Below are 20,552 nucleotides of genomic sequence, written 5' to 3'. Positions count from 1 at the left end.
CGACTGCGCTGTAAGTCTGAAATCTCTTCACATCATGCTTTCCAGTTCGCCGATCTCTGACTGTCTTTCACCGTCCCCGATTTTTACCCTGTCGCCTTCTTAATACGGAGACGATGTGATGAATTATCAACGTGGATTTACGCTGGTTGAACTGATGATTGTGGTGGGTATTGTGGCAATCTTAAGTGCCATCGGCCTGCCCGCTTATCAAAATTATCTGCAGCGTGCTGCCCTTACCGACATGCTGCAAACCATGGTGCCCTTTAAGACCGCCGTAGAGCTTTGCGCCATGGAGCGCGGCGGCCCGACGCAGTGCCAGGCCGGAGAAGCGGGTATTCCTGCCGCCAGAGGATCGCGCTATGTCTCGGCACTGAGCGTAACCAACGGGGTGATTACGCTGACTGGCCAGGAGAGTCTGAATGGCCTGAGTGTTGAAATGTTGCCAATCTGGGACAGCATAGAGGGCGGCATCAGCTGGCAACGCAGCTGCACCAGCAATAACACCAGCCTGCGGGACAATTGCCGGGAACAATTCCGCTTTGCGGATAAAGGAGCCAGCGATGAGCAAGCCTGATGAGACGATTATGGCATTATGCCAGCGCTATCGCGCTCTGGTTCTGCACCATGATGCCAGTCTGCTGCGCGTTGCCGTTGCGGAGAGCGTGCCGCCCGGACTGGCTGAAGCGCTCAATTTTGCCAGCCAGTGTCAGATTGAGATCGAATGCTGGCCGCAGGCCCGGCTTGACCAGCTCCAGCACGCTGATAAAGGGCTGGTGGCGCGCGAAGAGACACCCACCGAGTCAGCAATAGAAGCGACACAGCTCATCCTGCGTCAGGCACTGGAGCGACGGGCCTCCGATGTGCATATCGAACCCTGCCGCGAGGGTCTGCGTGTGCGACTGCGTATTGATGGCGTACTGCATCCGCTCTCTTCACTGCCTTTCACTCAGCCTGCGGCGTTGCTGGCACGACTGAAGATCCTTGGCGGGCTGGATATCGCCGAACGCCGGTTACCGCAGGATGGTCAGTTCAGCATGGAGATTGCCGGTAAACCCGCCTCTTTTCGCCTGGCGACCTTACCCATCTATGGTGGCGAGAAAGCGGTGGTCCGGCTGCTGCAGAGTGAAAGCGCGGCGCTGTCTCTGGATAAGCTCGGCTTACCGGCTGCCCAGTTGCGTCGGTTCTGTGCCGCACTGGCCCAGCCGCAGGGACTGATCCTGGTCACCGGCCCCACCGGCAGCGGCAAGACGTTTACGCTTTATAGCGGACTCAGTGCCCTGAATAAACCAGAAAAAAATCTGTGCAGCGTTGAAGATCCGATTGAGATTCCGCTGCCCGGCATTAACCAGACACAGATCCACACTAAAAACGGTCTTGATTTTAACCGTGTGCTGCGGGCGCTGCTGAGACAGGATCCGGATGTGATCATGGTGGGCGAGATCCGCGATGCCGAAACAGCGGAGATTGCGGTGAAAGCGGCGCAGACCGGGCATCTGGTACTGTCAACGCTGCACACCAACTCCACCGCCGAGACGCTGACCCGGCTGCGACAGATGGGGATTCCCGGTTATCTGCTGGGGTCGGCGCTGAAACTGATTGTTGCGCAGCGTCTGGTGCGGCGCCTCTGCCCCCATTGCCGTCAACCCGCTGAGGCGGTGGCGCACTATCCTGCGGAACTCTGGCCCGGCACCCTGCAAACCTGGCGGGCGTCCGGGTGCGACCACTGCTTTTCCGGTTATTTTGGCCGGCTAGCGCTGTTTGAACTTCTGCCGATCAATGCCAGACTGCAGAATGCGATTGCAGCCGAGATGCCGCTGGAGAATCTCCTCAATCTGGCGAAACAGCAAGGATTGCGCACTTTACTGGTTTCCGGCCTGGAAGCGGTAAGCCGGGGCGATACCTCGCTGGAAGAGATGCAACGGGTGATTGGGCTGGACGATGGCTAACGCAGCTTTATTCAGCTGGCAGGCGGTCGACAGCCAGGGCCAGTTACTCAGTGGTCAGCTACTGGCTGTCGACACTGACAACCTGCTACTCATCCTGGAGCAGCGCGATCTTCTGCCGGTGAGCTGGAAGCGGGAAAAAATCTGGCGTCAGAGGGACTGGACGTGGCAGCACAAAACCGATCTGATTCGTCAGCTGGCTACCCTGCTCAAAGCGGGCCTGCCACTGGCAGAAAGTCTGGCTTTACTGGCTGAGGGGCATCCTCATGCAGGCTGGCGGGCTCTGATGCTCGCCCTTCATCATCGGGTACTCAGCGGTGCCCCTTTTTCACAGGCTTTGCGTGAATGGCCGCAGATTTTTCCGCCGCTCTACCCGGCGCTGATGGAAGTGGGCGAACTGACGGGGCAGCTGGATGTTTGCTGCAGTGAGTTGGCTCAGCAGCAGATCCGCCAGCAGCAGTTATGGCATCAGGTGGCAAAGGCGTTACGCTATCCGCTCTTCATTCTGCTGGTGGCAATCGCTGTCACCTGCGGCATGTTGCTGTTCGTGCTGCCAGAGTTCGTTGCGGTGTATGACTCTTTTGACGCGCCTCTGCCCGCTTTTACAGCCACGGTCATGCAGTTATCTGCCGCACTTCAGGAGTGGGGAGCGGTGTTAGCCATCGGCGTATCGCTGATGCTGGTGGCCTGGCATCAGTTACGACGACGCTCTGTGGGCTGGCAACGCCGTGAGCAGGCGATTTTCCTGCGCATCCCGCTGCTTTCCGGGTTATGGCGTGGCACGCAGCTGACGCAGATCTACACCATTCTGAATCTGACACAGCGAGCCGGGTTAACGCTGTTACAGGGACTGGCTGCTGTTGAAGTCACGCTCTCCTCATTACTCTGGCGAGAAGCGATGACCGGACTGCAGCAGCATATTGCCCAGGGGAGTCCTCTGCATCAGGCGCTGATGCAGCATCCGCTGTTCACGCCCTTATGTGCTCAGCTGGTTCGGGTTGGGGAAGAGGCGGGCGCACTGGATTTGATGCTGGCCCGGCTGGCGGAATGGCATGAGGCAGAAACACGAGAGCGCGCTGACACACTGGCGGCGTCGCTGGAACCGATAATGATGGTGGTGATTGGCGGCATTGTCGGCACGCTGGTGATTGCAATGTATCTGCCGGTGTTTGGGCTGGGGGATGTAATGCATTAAGGGGCGCGGGCTGCGCCCCGGATGCCTATCGGTTGAAGACCCGGTTCTCCTGCTCGTTAACGCGGATAAAGGTCGTGCGCTTGGTCAGCTCTTTCAGGCGCTCCGCTCCGACGTAAGTACAGGCAGAACGCAGTCCACCCAGAATATCGCGCGCGGTGTCAGCGACCGGCCCCCGCAATGGCAGTTTCACCGTTTTACCTTCGGCGGCACGGTACTGGGCGATACCACCAACGTGACGCTTCATCGCTGATTCGGAACTCATGCCGTAAAAGAGCATAAAGCTTTCGCCATTCTCTTCGACGACCTGCCCTTCACACTCATCATGTGCTGCCAGCATGCCACCCAGCATCACAAAGTCAGCGCCGCCGCCAAAGGCTTTGGCAATATCACCCGGCACGGAACAACCGCCATCACTGACAATCTGTCCGCTTAAGCCATGCGCCGCATCGGCACACTCAATGACTGCAGAAAGCTGCGGATAGCCCACGCCGGTTTTCACCCGGGTTGTACAGACCGAACCCGGGCCAATACCGACTTTGACGATATCCGCGCCGGAGAGGATGAGCTCCTCTACCATTTCGCCTGTGACCACGTTTCCGGCACAGATAGTTTTAGTCGGGAAGGTTTCACGTGCACGCTGCAGGAAATCGACAAAATGCTGTGAGTAGCCGTTGGCCACGTCAATGCAGATAAACTGCAGATCGTCAGACAGCGCCATAATCGCGACCAGTTTAGTGAGGTCGGCTTCTGACGTGCCGGTTGAAACCATCACATGTTTCAATACCGTCGCGGGGACGCGCTGAATAAACGCCCGCCAGTCGTCTGCGCTGTAATGCTTATGGACGGCAGTGAGGATATTGAAGCTGGCCAGCGCCTCAGCCATTGAAAATGTGCCGACGGTATCCATGTTGGCGGCGATGATCGGTACGCCGCTCCAACTGAGACCTGAATGTCTGAAGGTAAAGCTGCGCTCAAGCTCAACCTGTGAGCGACTTTGCAGCGTTGAACGTTTGGGGCGGATCAAGACATCTTTAAAGCCCAGTTTCAAATCTTCTTCAATACGCATAAACAGTGTCCTGGTAAGTGGCAATGAATCGTCGTTCACGAAGTAAGCACAGCTCCAGTGACGTTATGATACGCGCCTCTCGCTGCGCGACAAGACTGCGAATTACACTTTATTTACGCTACAATCCGTTAAATTTAGTTGTGCTTTATCGGTGTGATCTGCCGCGCATTTTTGCCTTTTTTAGCCAGATCATTACCCTGAACCTATGTCGGAATATGAAGTCAGGTGAGAAACATGCCCTATATCGTCGCGCTTACAGGGGGAATCGGCAGTGGAAAGAGTACGATTGCCCAGGCATTCGCCGCGTCTGGTGTGGAAATTATTGACGCTGACCTGATCGCCCGAGAAGTTGTTGAACCTGGCACGCCCGCTTTGCAGGCTCTTCAGGCACGCTATGGCGCGTCAATCGTGACGGATCAGGGAATGCTTGATCGTAAACAGCTTCGCGACATTATTTTTCAGCAGCCGGAAGAGAAAAGCTGGTTAAACGCGCTGCTCCATCCGCTGATTAACGCCCGGACACGAGAACTGATCGCCCAGGCCACCTCACCTTATGTGCTCTGGGTGGTGCCATTACTGGTGGAAAATCAGTTACAGCACCAGGCTGATCGGGTGCTGGTAGTCGATGTTGATGAGGCAACGCAGTTAGCGCGTACCCAGCAACGTGACCATCTTTCCGTCGAACAGGCGAAACGTATTCTTGCCGCACAGGCCACGCGCCAGCAGCGCCTCGCCTGTGCCGATGACATTATTGATAACAGTGGCAAGCCCGACGACGCCTTGCCACAGGTTGCCGAACTCCATCAGCGCTATCTCAGGCTGGCGGCAACGAAACAGGATTAATACCATGAGCACACCCGTTCTGTTTGAACACCCACTGAATGAAAAAATGCGAACCTGGTTACGGGTTGAGTTTTTGATTAATCAGTTAGATGAAACGACACCACTGGATAAAACCGTTAATGCGCTGACCTTTTTTCGCCTGATTAGCGAGCTGCTCGATATTTTTGAGCGCGGCGATATGCGGACAGAACTGTTGAAAGAGCTTGAGCGCCAGCAGCAAAAATTACGGGCGTGGGCTGACGTGCCCGGCGTCGATATGACGCTGGTGGATGCCCTGCGCGATAAGATCAAAATTCAGTCAACGCAGTTGATGAATGCCCCACGTATGGGCCAGCAACTCCGCGAGGATCGTCTGATTGCCCTGGTGCGGCAGCGTCTGAGCATCCCCGGTGGATGCTGCAGCTTTGATTTGCCGGGCCTGCACATCTGGCTCCATCTGCCGCAGGAAGCACGCGATGCGCAGGTCGAAGCCTGGATGTTGACGCTGGAGCCACTGCATCATGCGCTGGCGATGATACTGGATCTGATCCGCCAGTCTGGCGCGTTTCATGTGCAGACCAGCCTTAATGGTTTTTATCAGGATAATGCCGAAGGCGCCGATCTGCTGCGACTGCAGTTGTCGCTGGAGGATGCGCTCTATCCACAGGTGTCCGGACATAAAAGCCGCTACGCCATTCGTTTTATGCCGCTTGATAGTGAGCGTGGTGAAGTTCCGGCCCGCCTTAATTTTCAACTGGCCTGTTGTTAGAGGTAAAAATGCAGCAAGAAGTGATGACCGTTTCCTGTCCGCAGTGCGGCAAAGATGTGATCTGGGATGAGCTCAGCCCGTGGCGCCCTTTTTGCAGTAAGCGCTGCCAGCTCATCGATTTAGGGGAATGGGCCGCAGAAGAAAAACGCATTCCCAGCAGCAACGACATGAACGACAGTGACAACTGGAGTGAAGAAGATCGTTGATAAGATGGGGCGCACTGCCCCATTCAGTCAGAGTTCGCCCGCGACCAGTCGCGCAATCAGCTGGTGATTCGCGGGTGGAAACTCCTCCGCCACCAGCGCATGCTGATCAACCCAACGCTGTGGCTGACCCTCTTTGCCCCACGGCTCGCCGTTCCACCCTTCAACCAGAAAGAAATGCAGCGTTACGCGCAGATCGTCATAGCTGTGGTCTGCATGACCAATCGGGCGCGCCTCAGTGACGTCAATCCCGGTCTCTTCGTGTAGCTCCCTGATCAGCCCCTGTTCGGCGCTTTCGCCCGCTTCAATCTTACCGCCAGGAAACTCCCACTTGTTCGCCATGTAAGAGCTTGCCGCGCGCTGGGCAAGGAAAATCTGTTTATTGGCATTGCGAATGATGCCAACTGCAACCTGCAGGTGCTTCATGGAAACTATCCGGTCGTCATAGGTGAATGAAGGCTGATTCTAGAGCATGCCGGAGCGGAAGTTAACCGCTTTAGCTCAGCGCTGGCGCAGAGATTACGTTAGCAGAGCGCATAAAAAAAGGAGCCATTGGCTCCTTTTTCATCAGCATTCAGTCTCAGGCAATACGGCCATGGCACTGTTTGTACTTTTTGCCGGAACCACATGGGCAGGGGTCGTTGCGGCCGACTTTGCGTTCACCACTCTGCTCCGCCACAGGCTCGGCTGCCAGCAGATCTTCTTCTACATGGCTTAGCTGCTGTTGCTGCGCCAGACGTTCAGCTTCCTCACGACGCTGTTGCTCCATCGCTTCAACTTCTTCTGGCATACGCACCTGCACTTTGCTCAGCGTACTGATCACTTCATATTTCAGTGATTCAAGCATCGCAGCAAACATGGCGAAGGATTCACGCTTGTACTCCTGCTTAGGATCTTTCTGCGCATAGCCGCGCAGATGAATACCCTGACGCAGGTAGTCCATCGCAGCCAGATGCTCTTTCCACAATGAATCCAGCGTCTGCAGCATCACGCCTTTTTCGAAGTTGCGCATCATCTCTGCGCCAACGATCTGCTCTTTCTCAGCGTAGCTTTCCGTGGCGTGGGTCATGATGCGCTCACGCAGCACTTCTTCGTGCAGGTCAGGCTCTTTATCCAGCCACTCTGCAATCGGCAGGTTCAGATCGAAGTCAGCACGCAGACGCTCTTCCAGGCCTGGCACGTCCCACATTTCTTCCAGCGACTGTGGCGGAATGTAGGTATCAATCGTCACTTTGTAAACATCGTGACGAATGCTGTTAATGGTTTCGCTAACATCAGACACATCCAGCAGCTCATTACGCTGACTGTAGATTGCGCGACGCTGGTCATTCGCCACATCATCATATTCCAGCAGTTGCTTACGAATATCGAAGTTACGGCTTTCAACTTTGCGCTGTGCATTGGCAATCGCTTTGGTGACCCATGGATGCTCAATCGCTTCGCCTGGCTTCATGCCCAGTTTACGCATCATGTTGGAGACGCGGTCTGAGGCGAAAATACGCATCAGCGCATCTTCCATCGACAGGTAGAAACGCGAAGAACCGGCATCACCCTGACGGCCGGCACGACCGCGCAGCTGATTATCGATACGACGTGATTCGTGACGCTCAGTACCGACGATGTGCAAACCACCTGACGCCAGCACCGCATCATGACGAATCTGCCATGCCGCTTTGATCTCTTCGATTTGCGCTTCAGTTGGCTCTTCCAGTTCAGCCACCTCGGCATGCCAGCTACCGCCCAGCATAATATCCGTACCACGTCCGGCCATGTTGGTGGCAATAGTGACCGCACCCGGCTGACCGGCCTGCGCCACGATATCCGCTTCGCGGGCGTGGAATTTGGCGTTCAGGACGTTATGTTTGATACCGGCACGGGTCAGTTCGTTAGAAACCACTTCTGATTTTTCAATCGAGATGGTTCCCACCAGCACTGGCTGACCGTTGGCAGTACGCTCACGGATATCTTCGATAATGGCATCGATCTTCTCTTTCTCGGTCATGTAGACCAGGTCGGCCAGATCTTTACGCACCATCGGACGGTTAGTCGGCACCACAATGGTGTCGAGCTTGTAAATAGAGCTGAATTCGAACGCTTCGGTATCGGCAGTACCGGTCATACCGGCCAGCTTCTCGTAAATACGGAAGTAGTTCTGGAAGGTGATAGAGGCCAGCGTCTGGTTCTCGTTCTGAATCTCAACGCCTTCTTTCGCTTCAATCGCCTGATGCAGACCATCGGACCAGCGACGGCCCTGCATGGTACGGCCGGTGTGTTCATCAACAATCACCACTTCGCCATCTTTCACGATGTAATCAACATCGCGGGTAAAGAGTGCGTGCGCACGCAGCGCCGCAGTGACGTGGTGCATCAGCATGATGTTGGTCGGTGAGTAGAGAGACTCGCCTGCTTCCATGATGCCCTGGCTGACCAGCAGCTCCTCCACTTTCACCAGACCACGCTCAGACATATGAGCCTGACGCGCTTTCTCATCAACCCAGAAGTCGCCTTCACCCTGATGGGTTTCGGTATCTTCTTTATCCTGGCGTACCAGATGAGGGATGATTTTGTTCACTTTGGTATAAAGCTCAGAACTGTCTTCTGCCGGACCGGAGATAATCAGCGGCGTACGCGCTTCATCGATCAGGATGGAGTCGACCTCATCCACCAGCGCATAGTGCAGTTTACGCTGCACGCGCTCTTCCGGGCTGAAAGCCATGTTGTCGCGCAGGTAATCAAAGCCATATTCGTTGTTGGTGCCGTAGGTAATATCAGCAGCGTAAGCTTCACGCTTCGCCACCGCTGGCAGGCCCGACATGTTGATACCGATGCTTAACCCCAGGAACTCAAACAGTGGACGGTTGTTTTCCGCATCACGCTGTGCCAGATAGTCGTTGACGGTCACCACATGAACGCCTTTGCCAGAGAGCGCATTCAGATAGGCTGGCAGCGTTGCGGTCAGGGTTTTACCTTCACCGGTACGCATCTCAGCGATGCAGCGATCGTTCAGCACCATGCCGCCGATCAGCTGCACGTCGAAGTGACGCATACCGAACACACGTTTACTCGCTTCACGCACGGTCGCGAACGCTTCAGGGATCAGGCTTTCCAGCGATTCACCTTTTTTCAGGCGCTCGCGGAACTCGTCGGTTTTCGCTTTCAGTTCATCGTCAGAGAGCTTCTCAAAATCGGGCTCCATCTTATTGATGACGTCCACCACTTTGCGCATACGGCGCAGCGTACGATCGTTACTGCTACCAAAAACCTTGGTCAATATTTTGCTTAACATAGTAAATATATTCTCAATTCAGCCGGCGCATTCCGGACTGCGAAATCTAAACAGAGTGAATAAAACCAAAAATATTAGCAGAACAATCGGGCGGGTCCGGCGCGAATGCCATGCACACTGGCATGCCATTCTACCCATGAGCGGGTAGCGGCCATGAAAAGAGGGGGGGCAGATATCTGCTGCGGTGCAGTGTGCAGCGCAGAATGTGATGTCAGTAAATTATGCAGTGAGTCAATCAGCGCCAGCTTTTGTGCCGCCAGCGGTAATTGCTGTTGCTCCGCCTGCACCTGAGGTGCCAGCGTGAAAGAGAGGTGACGGATAACGGTGCGGATGGCGTGCTGATGCCAGTAATCCACGCTGAAGCTCGGTCGCCGGGACGCTTCCTGAAGCCGGATTAAATGATCAAAGCGGGTAGCATTGCCCAGAAAGAGACTGCTGGCCGGCGATTCAGACGAGGCGTTGAGTTCGGAGCTTTGCGCACAGGCTGGCAGGCCAAAGCTGGCCGCTACCATCCCTAACAGGAGATGGGGCCAGAAGTAGCGTCTACCTAATTGTCGCCAGCGCAGAAGAATCCCGATCACAACCTTTCCATCGCGCATGCTCTGTTGCGCTCTTGTTTTCTGGTACCCGCCGCGAGCCGCAACGGATTTCGGCCTGTAAAAGCGCCACAGATAGTAACATTAATGTGGGGCATCCACACCTGGGATTAAAGAGGCGGCGAGAGAAAACGCGTGTGATTGTTCAGCAATTCAGCAGAACAGACAACGCTTTGCGGGCGAGGTCGCCGTTATCAGGTGTGTTATGGAAGGCAATAAAAAAACGGCTGGTGCCGCTGACCGGAGAGGGTGTCAGCATAACCAGCCGTTTCACGTTCTGGGGTAGTTAAGCCAGAACCAGATTCGGTGCTTTGAATGCCAGCGGCAGTTCGGCTTCGTCTTCGAAGGTTGCCCATTCCCAGGCTTCCTGCTTAGCCAGAACTGCTTGCAGCAGCTTGTTGTTCAGCGCGTGGCCCGATTTGAACGCAGTGAATGCGCCAATGATGTTGTGACCACACATAAACAAGTCGCCAATCGCGTCCAGCATTTTGTGACGGACAAACTCGTCTTCAAAACGCAGACCTTCTTCATTCAGTACGCGGAAATCATCCAGACCTATCGCACAATCTAAGCTACCGCCCAGGCACAGGCCTTTAGACTGCAGATATTCGATTTCACGCATAAAGCCAAATGTACGCGCCCGGCTGATTTGACGAACAAAGGCGTCAGCAGAGAAGTTCATCGCATAGCGCTGTGAGCTGGAATCGATAGCCGGGTGCTTGAAGTCGATGGTGAAATCGAGTGAGAAACCGTTGTACGGTTTGATCTCAGCCCATTTGTCACCCTCTTCCACACGCACGGTCTGCTTAACACGCACAAATTTCTTCGCGCTGTTGAGCTGCTCGATGCCCGCATCCATCAGCAGATAGATAAACGGTGCTGCGCTGCCATCCATGATCGGGATTTCTGGCGCATCGACTTCAACAATAATGTTGTCAATACCGAGACCCGCCAGGGCGGCATTAAGGTGTTCAACCGTTGAAATACGCACGCCTTCATCGTTCACCAGGCAGGTACTCAGCATGGTGTCGCGCACGTATTTTGCATCAGCCGGAAAATCTACCGGTGGATTCAAGTCGGTGCGACGATAGATGACCCCGGTATTAGCCGACGCAGGGCGTAATGTCAGTGTGACTTTTTTGCCGGTATGTAAACCGACACCAGTCGCCTGAACAATACGTTTTAATGTCCTTTGTTTGATCATCGCATTATCTCGCAGTATCACCTTTCCGACCGCCAGTATACTTTACCAGCGGACAGACACTTTAGCACAAAGAGCGGAGAATCCCAATTATAGGGTTAATCCTAGTCGGCCTGCTTACGTAAAAAGGCCGGAATATCAAGATAGTCTGGCTCTTTATTCGACTGCGCAGCCTGGTCGTTAACGACTTTGGCAGCAGGCTTCTGCTCCTGCGGCAGCGGTGACATACCGTGCTGCTGATAGCGATGATCCATCACAGGCTGACTGGCTGGCTTGTTCGTCACCAGGGTGATTTCCGGACGCTTGTCCATACCGATACCGGTTGCCACCACGGTAACGCGCAGTTCATCGTTCATTTCCGGATCCAGCGACGTACCGATTACCACGGTCGCGTTGTCAGAAGCGAAGGCGCGGATAGTGTTACCCACGGTTTCGAACTCATCCAGACGCAGGTCGAAGCCCGCAGTAATGTTGACCAGCACGCCACGGGCACCTGACAGGTCGATATCTTCCAGCAGCGGGCTGGAGATCGCCATTTCAGCCGCTTCTTCCGCACGATCTTCACCGCACGCCACGCCTGAACCCATCATTGCATAGCCCATTTCGGACATCACTGTACGCACGTCAGCAAAGTCGACGTTCATCAGGCCCGGACGGGTGATCAGTTCGGCGATACCCTGTACTGCGCCTTTCAGCACGTCATTGGCCGCGCCAAACGCATCCAGCAGGGAAATGCCACGACCCAGCACTTTCAGCAGCTTGTCGTTTGGAATGGTGATCAGTGAATCGACATGCTTGGAGAGTTCAGCGATCCCCTGCTCGGCAAACGCCATGCGTTTCTTGCCTTCGAAGTTGAATGGCTTGGTGACAACCGCCACCGTCAGGATACCGAGATCCTTGGCCACTTCAGCGACCACAGGCGCTGCACCGGTACCGGTACCGCCGCCCATGCCTGCTGCGATGAAGACCATGTCTGCCCCTTCCAGCGCAGCCCGCAGTGCTTCGCGATCTTCTTCTGCAGAGTTACGGCCCACTTCCGGGTTCGCACCCGCACCCAGACCTTTGGTAATGTTATTACCGATCTGGATGGTCTGGCCGACAGCTGTTTTACGCAGCGCTTGCGCGTCGGTATTCACAGCAAAGAATTCCACACCTTCGATACGTTCGCGTACCATGTGCTCTACGGCGTTACCGCCGCCGCCACCGACGCCGATGACTTTAATCACCGCGTCGTTGGTTAATTCCATAGGTTCAAACATGATTTCTCTCCGTTATGTGCCTGTCGCCTGGAGATCACTAAAGAAAACAGCATGATCCCCTTTCACAAAAATTAAAACTCTTTTTTTAACCAACTGTTAATACGCTTGAACCAGTTACCTACTGAAACCCGTTTTTCGGTCTCTGCATCACCGTTCATGTGCGACTCTTTGCCGTAATGCAACAGTCCCACGGCGGTGGAGTAGTACGATTCCTGCGCATAGTCAGTCAGGCCGGTAATATTCAGCGGCTGTCCGATACGCACCTGCGTATGGAATACGCGTTGCGCACAGGCCGCCAGTCCTTCGATTTGCGCTGCACCACCGGTCAGGACAATGCCTGCGGCCAGATGATGTTTCACGCCCTGCTGACGCAGTTGTTCCTGTAACTGCAGAATCTCGTCATTGACCAGATTCAAAAGTTCGGTATAACGCGGCTCAATCACTTCCGCCAGCGTCTGACGTTGCAGGCTGCGCGGTGGACGTCCGCCTACGCTCGGCACTTCAACGTTCTCATCTTTGCCGACAATCGAGCCCAGCGCGCAACCATGGCGCACTTTAATCGCCTCAGCATCCGTTGGTGGTGTACCAAACGCATACGCGATATCGCTGGTGACAACGTTGCCTGCATACGGAATCACCTTAGTGTGCCGTAAAGCGCCGCCGGTATATACGGCTATGTCCATTGTACCGCCACCAATATCGACAACACAGACGCCCAGCTCACGTTCGTCTTCAGTCAGAACCGCAAAACTGGAGGCGAGGCCGGCAAAAATCAGCTGATCCACTTTCAGTCCGCAACGCTCAACGGCTTTAACGATGTTCTTCGCCATATCGTTGTGGCAGGTGATCAGGTGCACTTTTGCCTGCATGCGCACGCCGGACAGTCCGACCGGATTCTTAATCCCTTCCTGATAATCAATTGCGTATTCCTGAGGAATCACGTGCAGGATGCGGTGCTCGTCACGTACTCTTACCGATTTGGCGGTATGTACAACGTTCTCTACATCATCCTGAGTCACTTCCTCTTCCGAAATCGGAACCATCCCGATTTCGTTCTGACAACTGATATGTTTGCCCGATAAAGCAAGGTAGACGGAGGAGATCTGGCAATCTGCCATCAGCTCAGCCTGATCGATGGCGCGCTGAACGCATTTCACCACCGACTCAAGGTCGTTTACGCCACCTTTATCCATACCGCGGGAAGGGCAACTGCCCACCCCAATAATGTTGACCATACCATCGGGCAGAACTTCCCCAACCAGGGCGGCAACCTTTGCAGTGCCGATTTCGAGTCCAACTACCAGTTTTCTGTCCGTTGCCTTGATCATTGTTGTTTAGCCTGTGCCTGGTTCTGTTGCTGATTACTGTCCTGTGGCTCCATCACGACCGGTGTCCAGCCAACAGAAGCGCCAGAGTCGTATCGCAAATCCACGTAGCTGATACGTTTGCTCTCGTTCTGACCTTGCTGTTGCAGCACCGGGTAGAGCTCAATAAAGCGATTCAGTCGTTTCATAGTGTCGCTGCGCCCCAGTTCGATGCGTACATCATCACTGGTAACCAGCTGCCATGAACGACGGGCCGTCATCGACGCCACCTTCAGAGTAAACTTCCGGGCTTTCAGCACATCATCCATGCTGTGATAGCCCGCCAGGACCTCTTTCTCACTCCCTTCAGGCCCATACAACATCGGCATTGTCTCTTTGCCGGCATGACTGGCGGGTACGCTGAAGGAGACACCTTCAGCATCCACCATATGCAAATCGTTCCAGCGCGCCACTGGCGTATACTCCACCAGATGGATTTTCAGTTCGTCTGGCCACTGCTTACGTACGCTGACCTGCTTAATCCACGGCAGTCGCTCAATCTGCTGCTGCAGGATATCCACATCCTGAGACATAAACGTGCCAGGCGGACCCAGCGATAGAATCGCCTGACGGATATCGTCGTGAGTCGTGTAGTGCGTCTGTCCTGTTACCACCAGCTTTGAAAGCGGCAGCCGGGACGCATCGTTCATCCACTTCAACACTACCAGCCCGCCAGCAACCATAATCCCGATAACGATCAGCAGAAAAACAATGCCGAACAGTCGGGCTCCGTTACTGCGCCCGGTGCGAATACGCTCCTGCGGTTCACGGTTTCGAACTCTCATCGCCGCCTGTGACATATCAGTCGGCCAGCTCCAGAATATGGGCAACCAGCTGCGGGAAACTCATGCCCGCCTGTTTCGCTGCCATAGGAACCAGACTGTGACTGGTCATGCCCGGCGAGGTATTGGCTTCCAGTAGCTGGAAATTCCCTGCCCCATCCGTCATCACATCAACCCGTCCCCAGCCACGACAGCCCAGTGCACGCCAGGCCGCCAGCACCAGCTGCTGTAATTCAGCTTCACGTTCAGCGCTTAACCCGGCCGGACAGACGTACTGAGTATCGTCAGAAATGTATTTAGCTTCATAGTCATAGAACTCACTGGCGCTCTTTATTTCAATTGAGGGCAGAATATGATCGCCCACAATCGCGACGGTATACTCCGCGCCGCTGAGAAACGCCTCGACCAGTACGTCATTGTCGTACTTAAACGCCATTTCCAGTGCGGCAGACAGCGCGCTCAGCTCGTTAACCCGGCTGATACCCACGCTGGAGCCTTCACAGGCTGGCTTAACAAACAGTGGCAGACCCAGCGCTGTAATCGCCGCGTTGCTCTCGGCATCCAGCCCGGCATCGAACTGCTGACGCGTCAGCCAGACAAATTTTCCTGACGGTAATCCGCGACCCTGCCACAGCAGTTTGGTGCGCAGCTTATCCATGGTCACAGCCGATGCCATTACGCCGCTGCCGGTGTAAGGCAGTTGCAGAAACTCCAGTACCGCCTGCATTGTGCCATCTTCTCCGCCCCGGCCATGCAGCGCGATAAAAGCTTTGGTAAAGCCCTGCTCTTTCAGCGTCAGCACCGACACATCGCGGGTATCAATGCCATGCGCATCGATGCCCATTTCACGCAGTCCGGCGACGACGGCCTGACCCGAGTTCAGCGAAACCTCACGCTCTGCTGAGGTGCCGCCCATTAATACGGCAACTTTATCCGCCATGACGATCCTCCGCTTTGCGTTCCGGCTGAAGCTTAGTCTCCGCCAGCTTGCGGGCAACCTTGCCGACGTTACCGGCGCCCTGTACCAGAATCAGGTCATTGCCTGACAGCAGCGGTGCCAGCATCTCCGGCAGCGCGTCATGTTCCGGCACCAGAATCGGATCAACCTTGCCCCGGTTACGAATGGCACGGCACAGCGAACGGCTGTCGGCACCCGGAATCGCGGTTTCACCGGCGGAGTACACATCCAGCATCAGCAACACATCGACATGCGACAGCACGTTGGCGAAATCATCAAACAGATCGCGGGTGCGGCTGTAACGGTGCGGCTGAAACACCATCACCAGTTTTTTATCCGGCCAGCCTGCGCGCGCGGCTTTAATCGTCGCGTCCACTTCGGTGGGATGATGACCGTAATCATCTACCAGCATCGCGCTGCCCGGCTGTCCGTTGACCGGCTCTGTCGGGAATTCACCCAGCAGATCAAAGCGACGCCCCGTACCCTGGAAACTCTCCAGCGCAGCCAGTATGGCATTGTCTTCAATGCCCTCTTCAGTGGCGACGGCGACCGCTGCCGCCGCGTTCAGGGCGTTATGGCGACCCGGCGCGTTCAGCGTAATCTGCAGTGGCGCCTTGTCCTGACGGATCAGGGTGAAATGCCCCTGCGCGCCACTCTGCTCATAATTTTCAATGCGCAGGTCAGCATCGTCACTGAAACCGTACGTGGTGATATGACGTCCCACACGCGGTATCAGATCACGGATGACCGCATCGTCCACACACATCACCGCACGACCGTAAAACGGCAGGTTATGCAGGAAGTTAATAAACGTCTGCTTCAGGTTCTCAAAATCGCCCTGATAGGTGTCCATATGGTCAGCTTCGATGTTGGTCACAATCGCCACCATCGGCTGCAGATGCAGGAATGACGCATCGCTCTCATCTGCTTCGGCAATCAGATAGCGGCTGTGACCCAGACGCGCATGAGTACCCGCTGCTTTAACCAGACCGCCGTTAACGAAGGTTGGATCAAGACCCGCTTCCGCATAAATACTCGACACCATCGCCGTGGTGGTCGTTTTGCCATGCGTACCCGCAACGGCGATGCCGTGACGGAAACGCATCAGTTCAGCCAGCATCTCCGCGCGACGGATCACCGGGATACGCTGCTCACGTGCTGCCACCAGTTCCGGGTTATCCTGCGATACGGCGCTGGAGACGACTACGACGCTGGCATCGGTCACATTTTCGGGGCGATGGTTAAAATAAATGGTGGCACCCAGCGCAATCAGGTTCTGTGTCACCGGGTTAGGGGCCAGATCTGAACCGCTGATATGGTAGCCTTCATTTGCTAACACTTCGGCAATACCGCCCATGCCAGCACCACCGATGCCGACAAAGTGGATGTGCCGGACGCGACGCATCTCAGGCACGATAGAACGCAGTTTTGCCAATTGTTGTGTATTCATCGCTCTCAGTTACCTGCTATTTCAGTTTGTACCCACTCGGGGTACAGGTCAGACACGCTGACCGGAATGATTACTTTGCGGCGCGAGCCACTTCCTGAGCGACTCGTTCAGTCGCATCGGGAATCGCCACCTGACGGGCCTGCTCAGCCATCGTCAGCAGTGTTACGCGATCCCAGTGGCGTAGCAGATCCGCTACAGCCTCCGCAGTAAACTGCGGCTGCTCAAAAATTCTGGCGGCGCCCGCTTTCTCCAGCGGCAGCGCGTTCCAGTACTGCTGGCGATCTTTGTGCTGAAACGGCACGAAAATCGCCGGTAATCCGGCGGCAGCGACTTCGCTCACGGTTAATGCGCCGGAGCGACATACCACCACATCAGCCCAGGCGTAGGCGGCAGCCATGTCATCTATAAACTCAGTGACCTTATGCTGCGTCTGTCCGACCTGCTGATACGCTTTCTCTGTTTCGGGCTGTGCCCCTTTACCCGTCTGATGCCACAGGGTGATCTCATCACCCACCAGCGCCGCAACCTGCGGTAGCGTCTGGTTCAGAATCCGCGCACCCTGACTGCCGCCAATCACCAGTACCCGAATCGGGCCATGACGATCCGCCAGACGTTGCGCGGGCAAAGGCAGAGCCAGAACATCAGTACGAACCGGATTTCCCACCACATCGGCGGCGGGAAACGCGCCCGGAAACGCCTGCAAAACTTTGGTGGCGATTTTCGCCAGCCATTTGTTGGTCAGCCCGGCGATCCCATTCTGCTCATGCAGCACCACAGGAATACCACAGCTCCACGCCGCTAAGCCGCCAGGACCAGAAACATAGCCGCCCATGCCCAGCACCACATCCGGCTGCCAGGCTTTCATGATGCGACGCGCCTGACGCCATGCATTGAAGATGCGCAGCGGTGCCAGCAGCAGCGCTTTCATGCCTTTCCCGCGTAACCCGCTGATGCGGATGAAGTCGATGTCAATGCCATGTTTTGGCACCAGATCGGCTTCCATACGGTCGGCGGTGCCTAACCAGCGAACCTGCCAGCCCTGTTCCATCAGATGATGGGCGACAGCCAGACCGGGAAAGACATGTCCACCGGTTCCGCCTGCCATCACCATCAATCGCTTACCGCTCATCGACCACCTCGGGTAAACGCCTGCGCTTTCGCCAGGCGCGTTTCATAATCTATGCGTAATAAAAAGACGATGGCGGTCGACATAATGATCAGACTCGAACCACCGTAACTGATCAGCGGTAAGGTCAGGCCTTTGGTCGGTAACATACCGGCTGCAGCCCCGACGTTAACCAGCGCCTGGAAGCTGAACCAGACACCGATTGAACAGGCTAAAAACCCGGAAAAACGCTGATCCAGTTCCAGAGCACGACGGCCAATCGACATCGCACGAAAAGCGACGAAGAATACCATTAAAAGTGCCATTACCACACCGACATAGCCGAGTTCTTCCCCGATGATGGCGAAAATAAAGTCGGTATGCGCTTCCGGCAGATATTCCAGCTTTTGCACCGAGTTACCGAGCCCCTGCCCCCAGAATTCCCCGCGACCAAATGCCATCAGAGACTGCGTCAGCTGGTAGCCGCTACCAAACGGATCTTCCCACGGGTTCCAGAACGAGGTCACACGACGCATACGATAAGGTTCGGCAATAATCAGCAGAATTACCGCAAAAATACCGGAGCCGATAATCGCCATGAACTGCCACAGTTTGGCACCGGCCAGGAACAGCATCGCCAGCGTAGTGACAAACAGCACCACCACCGTACCCAGGTCCGGCTGCGCCAGCAGTAACACAGCCAGCACGACCATCACGCCCATCGGCTTACAGAAGCCCCAGAAGTTGTTTCGCACCTCTTCCACTTTGCGCACCAGGTAGCTGGCGAGATAGCAGAACAGGGAGAGCTTCGACAGCTCCGCAGGCTGGATACGCAGCGGCCCGAGCGCGATCCAGCGCGAGGCACCGTTAACCGAGCTGCCGACGACCAGAACAATCAGCAGCATCGCCACCGTGACCATCAGCATCACGTTGCTGTAGCGCTGCCAGAAATCCATCGGCACACGCAGCGTGACCAGCGCCATACCTAAAGCCAGCACGATGTAAAACGCATCACGTTTGGCGAAGTAGAAAAGATCGTCATTCAGACGCTGACCTACCGGCATTGACGCCGACGTCACCATCACAAAACCAATTACCGCCAGGCCCAGCGTCAGCCATAACAGTGTGCGGTCATAAAGCACCAGCGATGAGTCATCACTTTCGCGAGCGCCCATCACCCAGTCTTTCAGGCGTCCTGAGAAGTAACCCGCCAGTCCGGCGCCAGGAATACGCATCAGCTCAGCTCCTTCGCCAGTTGCGCGAACTGCTCACCGCGCTGCTCAAAGTTACGGAACTGGTCAAGGCTGGCGCAGGCCGGCGACAGCAGTACCATATCGCCTGCTTTAACCTGCGGCGCGATCTGCTCCATCGCCTGACGCATCGTCTCCGTGCGTACGGCGATCTCAGGACGCAGCGCTGCCAGCGCATCGCCGTCGCGGCCAAAACAGTAGATACGCACATTGTCGCCCTGCAGCCAGGGGATCAGCGGCGTAAAGTCGGCTGACTTACCATCACCGCCCATCAGCAGCCATAGCGTTCCCTCTACCTGCAGACCATTCAGCGCCGCTTCGGTGCTGCCGACGTTGGTCGCTTTGGAGTCATTAATCCAGCGCACACCATGGTGTTCATGGACCAGCTGGAAGCGATGCGCCAGACCGTTAAAGTGCGTTAAAGCCGCGAGGCTGGAGGCGCGTGGCAGACCCACCGCATCAGCCAGCACCAGCGCCGCCAGCGCGTTGGTGTAGTTGTGCTGTCCCACCATCTTCATTTCAGCGGTGTTCAGGACTTTCTCGCCTTTTACCCGCAGCCAGATACTGCCCTGCTGCTTGTTGAGGTGGTAGTCGCCGAAATCGACACCAAAACTGACGCAGCGCTTATCCGCACCACGTACTGGCATCGTCAGCGCATCATCGGCGTTAACGATGCAGATCTGCGCATTCTCATAGACCCGCAGCTTGGCAGCACGATACTGCTGCATACCCAGCGGATAGCGATCCATATGATCTTCGGTAACGTTAAGCACGGTTGCCGCAGCCGCTTTCAGGCTGTGCGTAGTCTCAAGCTGGAAGCTGGAAAGTTCCAGTACATAGAGTTGGGCCGGTGATTGCAGCAGACTCAGCGCGGGCAGACCAATATTGCCGCCGACGCCGGCCTGCCAGCCTGCGGCTTTCGCCATCTCACCCACCAGCGTGGTCACGGTGCTTTTGCCGTTGGAACCGGTAATTGCCACGATGGGTGCCTGCGCCTCGCGGCAGAACAGCTCAATGTCACCGACGATTTCAATTCCGGCTTCAACCGCTTCGCTGAGAATCGGATGCGCCAGCGCGACGCCTGGGCTGGCAACAATCAGATCGGCCGCCAGTAACCAGTCACTATTAATGCCGCCCAGATGGCGTTCAACCTGCCCGGGTAATTTATCCAGTCCCGGCGGCGAGACACGGGTATCCATCACGCGAGGCGTGACGCCCTGCGCTAAAAAGAAATCAACACAGGAGAGCCCGGTAAGGCCCAGTCCGATGATGACGACTTTTCTACCCCGATAGTCAGCCATGA

19 protein-coding genes are annotated in these 20,552 nt (G+C 55.7%); 6 read left to right on the top strand and 13 right to left on the bottom strand.

Annotated elements, in window-relative coordinates; translation table 11 throughout:
* Positions 1–118 precede the first annotated feature (118 nt).
* The 3 genes from ppdD to hofC are packed head-to-tail and all read left to right on the top strand — an operon-like array spanning position 119 to position 3,138.
* The gene (ppdD, locus tag N1689_RS13910; protein ID WP_260059191.1) at positions 119–574 is read left to right on the top strand and encodes a prepilin peptidase-dependent pilin; all 456 of its coding nucleotides are present in this window, start codon (positions 119–121) and stop codon (positions 572–574) included.
* The gene (gene gspE / locus N1689_RS13905) at positions 561–1,946 is read left to right on the top strand and encodes a type II secretion system protein GspE (protein ID WP_161731599.1); all 1,386 of its coding nucleotides are present in this window, start codon (positions 561–563) and stop codon (positions 1,944–1,946) included. Before ppdD ends, gspE begins: the two co-directional genes overlap by 14 nt.
* Positions 1,939–3,138 (top strand): protein transport protein HofC, encoded by a 1,200-nt coding sequence (gene hofC / locus N1689_RS13900; protein WP_260059188.1) that lies wholly within the window; start codon positions 1,939–1,941, stop codon positions 3,136–3,138. Before gspE ends, hofC begins: the two co-directional genes overlap by 8 nt.
* 25 nt (positions 3,139–3,163) lie before the next feature.
* Here hofC and N1689_RS13895 read toward each other — a convergent pair whose 3' ends face one another.
* A complete protein-coding gene (locus tag N1689_RS13895) occupies positions 3,164–4,204 on the bottom strand; it encodes a GMP reductase (protein WP_260059186.1) in 1,041 nt (346 codons plus the stop codon).
* Positions 4,205–4,438: 234 nt separating this feature from the next.
* On the opposite strand from N1689_RS13895, the gene coaE reads away from it, so the two are divergent.
* Genes coaE through yacG form a run of 3 tightly spaced genes read left to right on the top strand, consistent with a single transcriptional unit; the run spans position 4,439 to position 6,001 of the window.
* Positions 4,439–5,047, top strand: coding sequence for a dephospho-CoA kinase (gene coaE / locus N1689_RS13890; protein ID WP_253421079.1), 609 nt, complete (start codon positions 4,439–4,441; stop codon positions 5,045–5,047).
* Positions 5,048–5,051: 4 nt separating this feature from the next.
* Complete coding sequence (zapD, locus tag N1689_RS13885; RefSeq protein WP_161731607.1) at positions 5,052–5,795, top strand: cell division protein ZapD; 744 nt, start codon at positions 5,052–5,054, stop codon at positions 5,793–5,795.
* Between the two features lie 8 nt (positions 5,796–5,803).
* Entirely contained in the window at positions 5,804–6,001 is a 198-nt protein-coding gene (gene yacG, locus N1689_RS13880) for a DNA gyrase inhibitor YacG (RefSeq protein WP_161731609.1), read from the top strand.
* A gap of 27 nt (positions 6,002–6,028) precedes the next feature.
* Here yacG and mutT read toward each other — a convergent pair whose 3' ends face one another.
* From mutT to murD, 12 genes are all read right to left on the bottom strand, one after another.
* Positions 6,029–6,424 (bottom strand): 8-oxo-dGTP diphosphatase MutT, encoded by a 396-nt coding sequence (gene mutT / locus N1689_RS13875; protein WP_161731611.1) that lies wholly within the window; start codon positions 6,422–6,424, stop codon positions 6,029–6,031.
* A gap of 154 nt (positions 6,425–6,578) precedes the next feature.
* Entirely contained in the window at positions 6,579–9,284 is a 2,706-nt protein-coding gene (gene secA / locus N1689_RS13870) for a preprotein translocase subunit SecA (protein ID WP_161731614.1), read from the bottom strand.
* Between the two features lie 74 nt (positions 9,285–9,358).
* Positions 9,359–9,865 (bottom strand): secA translation cis-regulator SecM, encoded by a 507-nt coding sequence (gene secM, locus N1689_RS13865; RefSeq protein ID WP_371876306.1) that lies wholly within the window; start codon positions 9,863–9,865, stop codon positions 9,359–9,361.
* Between the two features lie 301 nt (positions 9,866–10,166).
* Positions 10,167–11,084: a UDP-3-O-acyl-N-acetylglucosamine deacetylase gene (gene lpxC / locus N1689_RS13860; RefSeq protein WP_031376704.1), complete on the bottom strand. Its 918-nt coding sequence runs from the start codon at positions 11,082–11,084 to the stop codon at positions 10,167–10,169.
* A gap of 101 nt (positions 11,085–11,185) precedes the next feature.
* Entirely contained in the window at positions 11,186–12,340 is a 1,155-nt protein-coding gene (ftsZ, locus tag N1689_RS13855) for a cell division protein FtsZ (protein ID WP_003854738.1), read from the bottom strand.
* A gap of 71 nt (positions 12,341–12,411) precedes the next feature.
* Positions 12,412–13,668, bottom strand: a complete 1,257-nt coding sequence (gene ftsA, locus N1689_RS13850; RefSeq protein ID WP_010253890.1) for a cell division protein FtsA — start codon at positions 13,666–13,668, stop codon at positions 12,412–12,414.
* A complete protein-coding gene (gene ftsQ / locus N1689_RS13845) occupies positions 13,665–14,504 on the bottom strand; it encodes a cell division protein FtsQ (protein WP_161731618.1) in 840 nt (279 codons plus the stop codon). Before ftsQ ends, ftsA begins: the two co-directional genes overlap by 4 nt.
* 1 nt (position 14,505) lies before the next feature.
* Positions 14,506–15,426 carry a D-alanine--D-alanine ligase gene (locus N1689_RS13840; RefSeq protein ID WP_161731620.1) on the bottom strand — a complete coding sequence of 307 codons (921 nt, stop codon included), beginning with the start codon at positions 15,424–15,426 and terminating at the stop codon, positions 14,506–14,508.
* The gene (gene murC / locus N1689_RS13835) at positions 15,416–16,894 is read right to left on the bottom strand and encodes a UDP-N-acetylmuramate--L-alanine ligase (protein ID WP_161731622.1); all 1,479 of its coding nucleotides are present in this window, start codon (positions 16,892–16,894) and stop codon (positions 15,416–15,418) included. Before murC ends, N1689_RS13840 begins: the two co-directional genes overlap by 11 nt.
* Before the next feature lie 70 nt (positions 16,895–16,964).
* The gene (murG, locus tag N1689_RS13830) at positions 16,965–18,023 is read right to left on the bottom strand and encodes an undecaprenyldiphospho-muramoylpentapeptide beta-N-acetylglucosaminyltransferase (protein ID WP_161731624.1); all 1,059 of its coding nucleotides are present in this window, start codon (positions 18,021–18,023) and stop codon (positions 16,965–16,967) included.
* On the bottom strand, positions 18,020–19,234 hold the full coding sequence (ftsW, locus tag N1689_RS13825) for a cell division protein FtsW (RefSeq protein ID WP_222924564.1): 1,215 nt from the start codon (positions 19,232–19,234) through the stop codon (positions 18,020–18,022). The genes murG and ftsW overlap by 4 nt, the downstream gene beginning before the upstream one ends.
* Positions 19,234–20,550 (bottom strand): UDP-N-acetylmuramoyl-L-alanine--D-glutamate ligase, encoded by a 1,317-nt coding sequence (murD, locus tag N1689_RS13820; protein ID WP_260059176.1) that lies wholly within the window; start codon positions 20,548–20,550, stop codon positions 19,234–19,236. The genes ftsW and murD overlap by 1 nt, the downstream gene beginning before the upstream one ends.
* Positions 20,551–20,552: the final 2 nt, after the last annotated feature.

This window comes from Pantoea sp. XY16 (genome assembly GCF_025153065.1).
GTDB classification, from domain to species: Bacteria; Pseudomonadota; Gammaproteobacteria; order Enterobacterales; family Enterobacteriaceae; genus Pantoea; species Pantoea alfalfae.
Note: the sequence above shows the minus strand (reverse complement) of the source record. Positions and strands in the feature narration are given on the sequence as shown.

What these genes read in the sequence shown, in the direction of transcription:
- ftsW (WP_222924564.1), bottom strand. Translation starts at nt 19,234, where the DNA reads ATGCGTATTCCTGGCGCCGGACTGGCGGGTTACTTCTCAGGACGCCTG.
- murC (WP_161731622.1), bottom strand. Translation starts at nt 16,894, where the DNA reads ATGAATACACAACAATTGGCAAAACTGCGTTCTATCGTGCCTGAGATG.
- N1689_RS13840 (WP_161731620.1), bottom strand. Translation starts at nt 15,426, where the DNA reads ATGGCGGATAAAGTTGCCGTATTAATGGGCGGCACCTCAGCAGAGCGT.
- zapD (WP_161731607.1), top strand. Translation starts at nt 5,052, where the DNA reads ATGAGCACACCCGTTCTGTTTGAACACCCACTGAATGAAAAAATGCGA.
- mutT (WP_161731611.1), bottom strand. Translation starts at nt 6,424, where the DNA reads ATGAAGCACCTGCAGGTTGCAGTTGGCATCATTCGCAATGCCAATAAA.
- ppdD (WP_260059191.1), top strand. Translation starts at nt 119, where the DNA reads ATGAATTATCAACGTGGATTTACGCTGGTTGAACTGATGATTGTGGTG.
- N1689_RS13895 (WP_260059186.1), bottom strand. Translation starts at nt 4,204, where the DNA reads ATGCGTATTGAAGAAGATTTGAAACTGGGCTTTAAAGATGTCTTGATC.
- murD (WP_260059176.1), bottom strand. Translation starts at nt 20,550, where the DNA reads ATGGCTGACTATCGGGGTAGAAAAGTCGTCATCATCGGACTGGGCCTT.
- coaE (WP_253421079.1), top strand. Translation starts at nt 4,439, where the DNA reads ATGCCCTATATCGTCGCGCTTACAGGGGGAATCGGCAGTGGAAAGAGT.
- murG (WP_161731624.1), bottom strand. Translation starts at nt 18,023, where the DNA reads ATGAGCGGTAAGCGATTGATGGTGATGGCAGGCGGAACCGGTGGACAT.
- hofC (WP_260059188.1), top strand. Translation starts at nt 1,939, where the DNA reads ATGGCTAACGCAGCTTTATTCAGCTGGCAGGCGGTCGACAGCCAGGGC.
- yacG (WP_161731609.1), top strand. Translation starts at nt 5,804, where the DNA reads ATGCAGCAAGAAGTGATGACCGTTTCCTGTCCGCAGTGCGGCAAAGAT.
- ftsZ (WP_003854738.1), bottom strand. Translation starts at nt 12,340, where the DNA reads ATGTTTGAACCTATGGAATTAACCAACGACGCGGTGATTAAAGTCATC.
- gspE (WP_161731599.1), top strand. Translation starts at nt 561, where the DNA reads ATGAGCAAGCCTGATGAGACGATTATGGCATTATGCCAGCGCTATCGC.
- lpxC (WP_031376704.1), bottom strand. Translation starts at nt 11,084, where the DNA reads ATGATCAAACAAAGGACATTAAAACGTATTGTTCAGGCGACTGGTGTC.
- ftsA (WP_010253890.1), bottom strand. Translation starts at nt 13,668, where the DNA reads ATGATCAAGGCAACGGACAGAAAACTGGTAGTTGGACTCGAAATCGGC.
- ftsQ (WP_161731618.1), bottom strand. Translation starts at nt 14,504, where the DNA reads ATGTCACAGGCGGCGATGAGAGTTCGAAACCGTGAACCGCAGGAGCGT.
- secA (WP_161731614.1), bottom strand. Translation starts at nt 9,284, where the DNA reads ATGTTAAGCAAAATATTGACCAAGGTTTTTGGTAGCAGTAACGATCGT.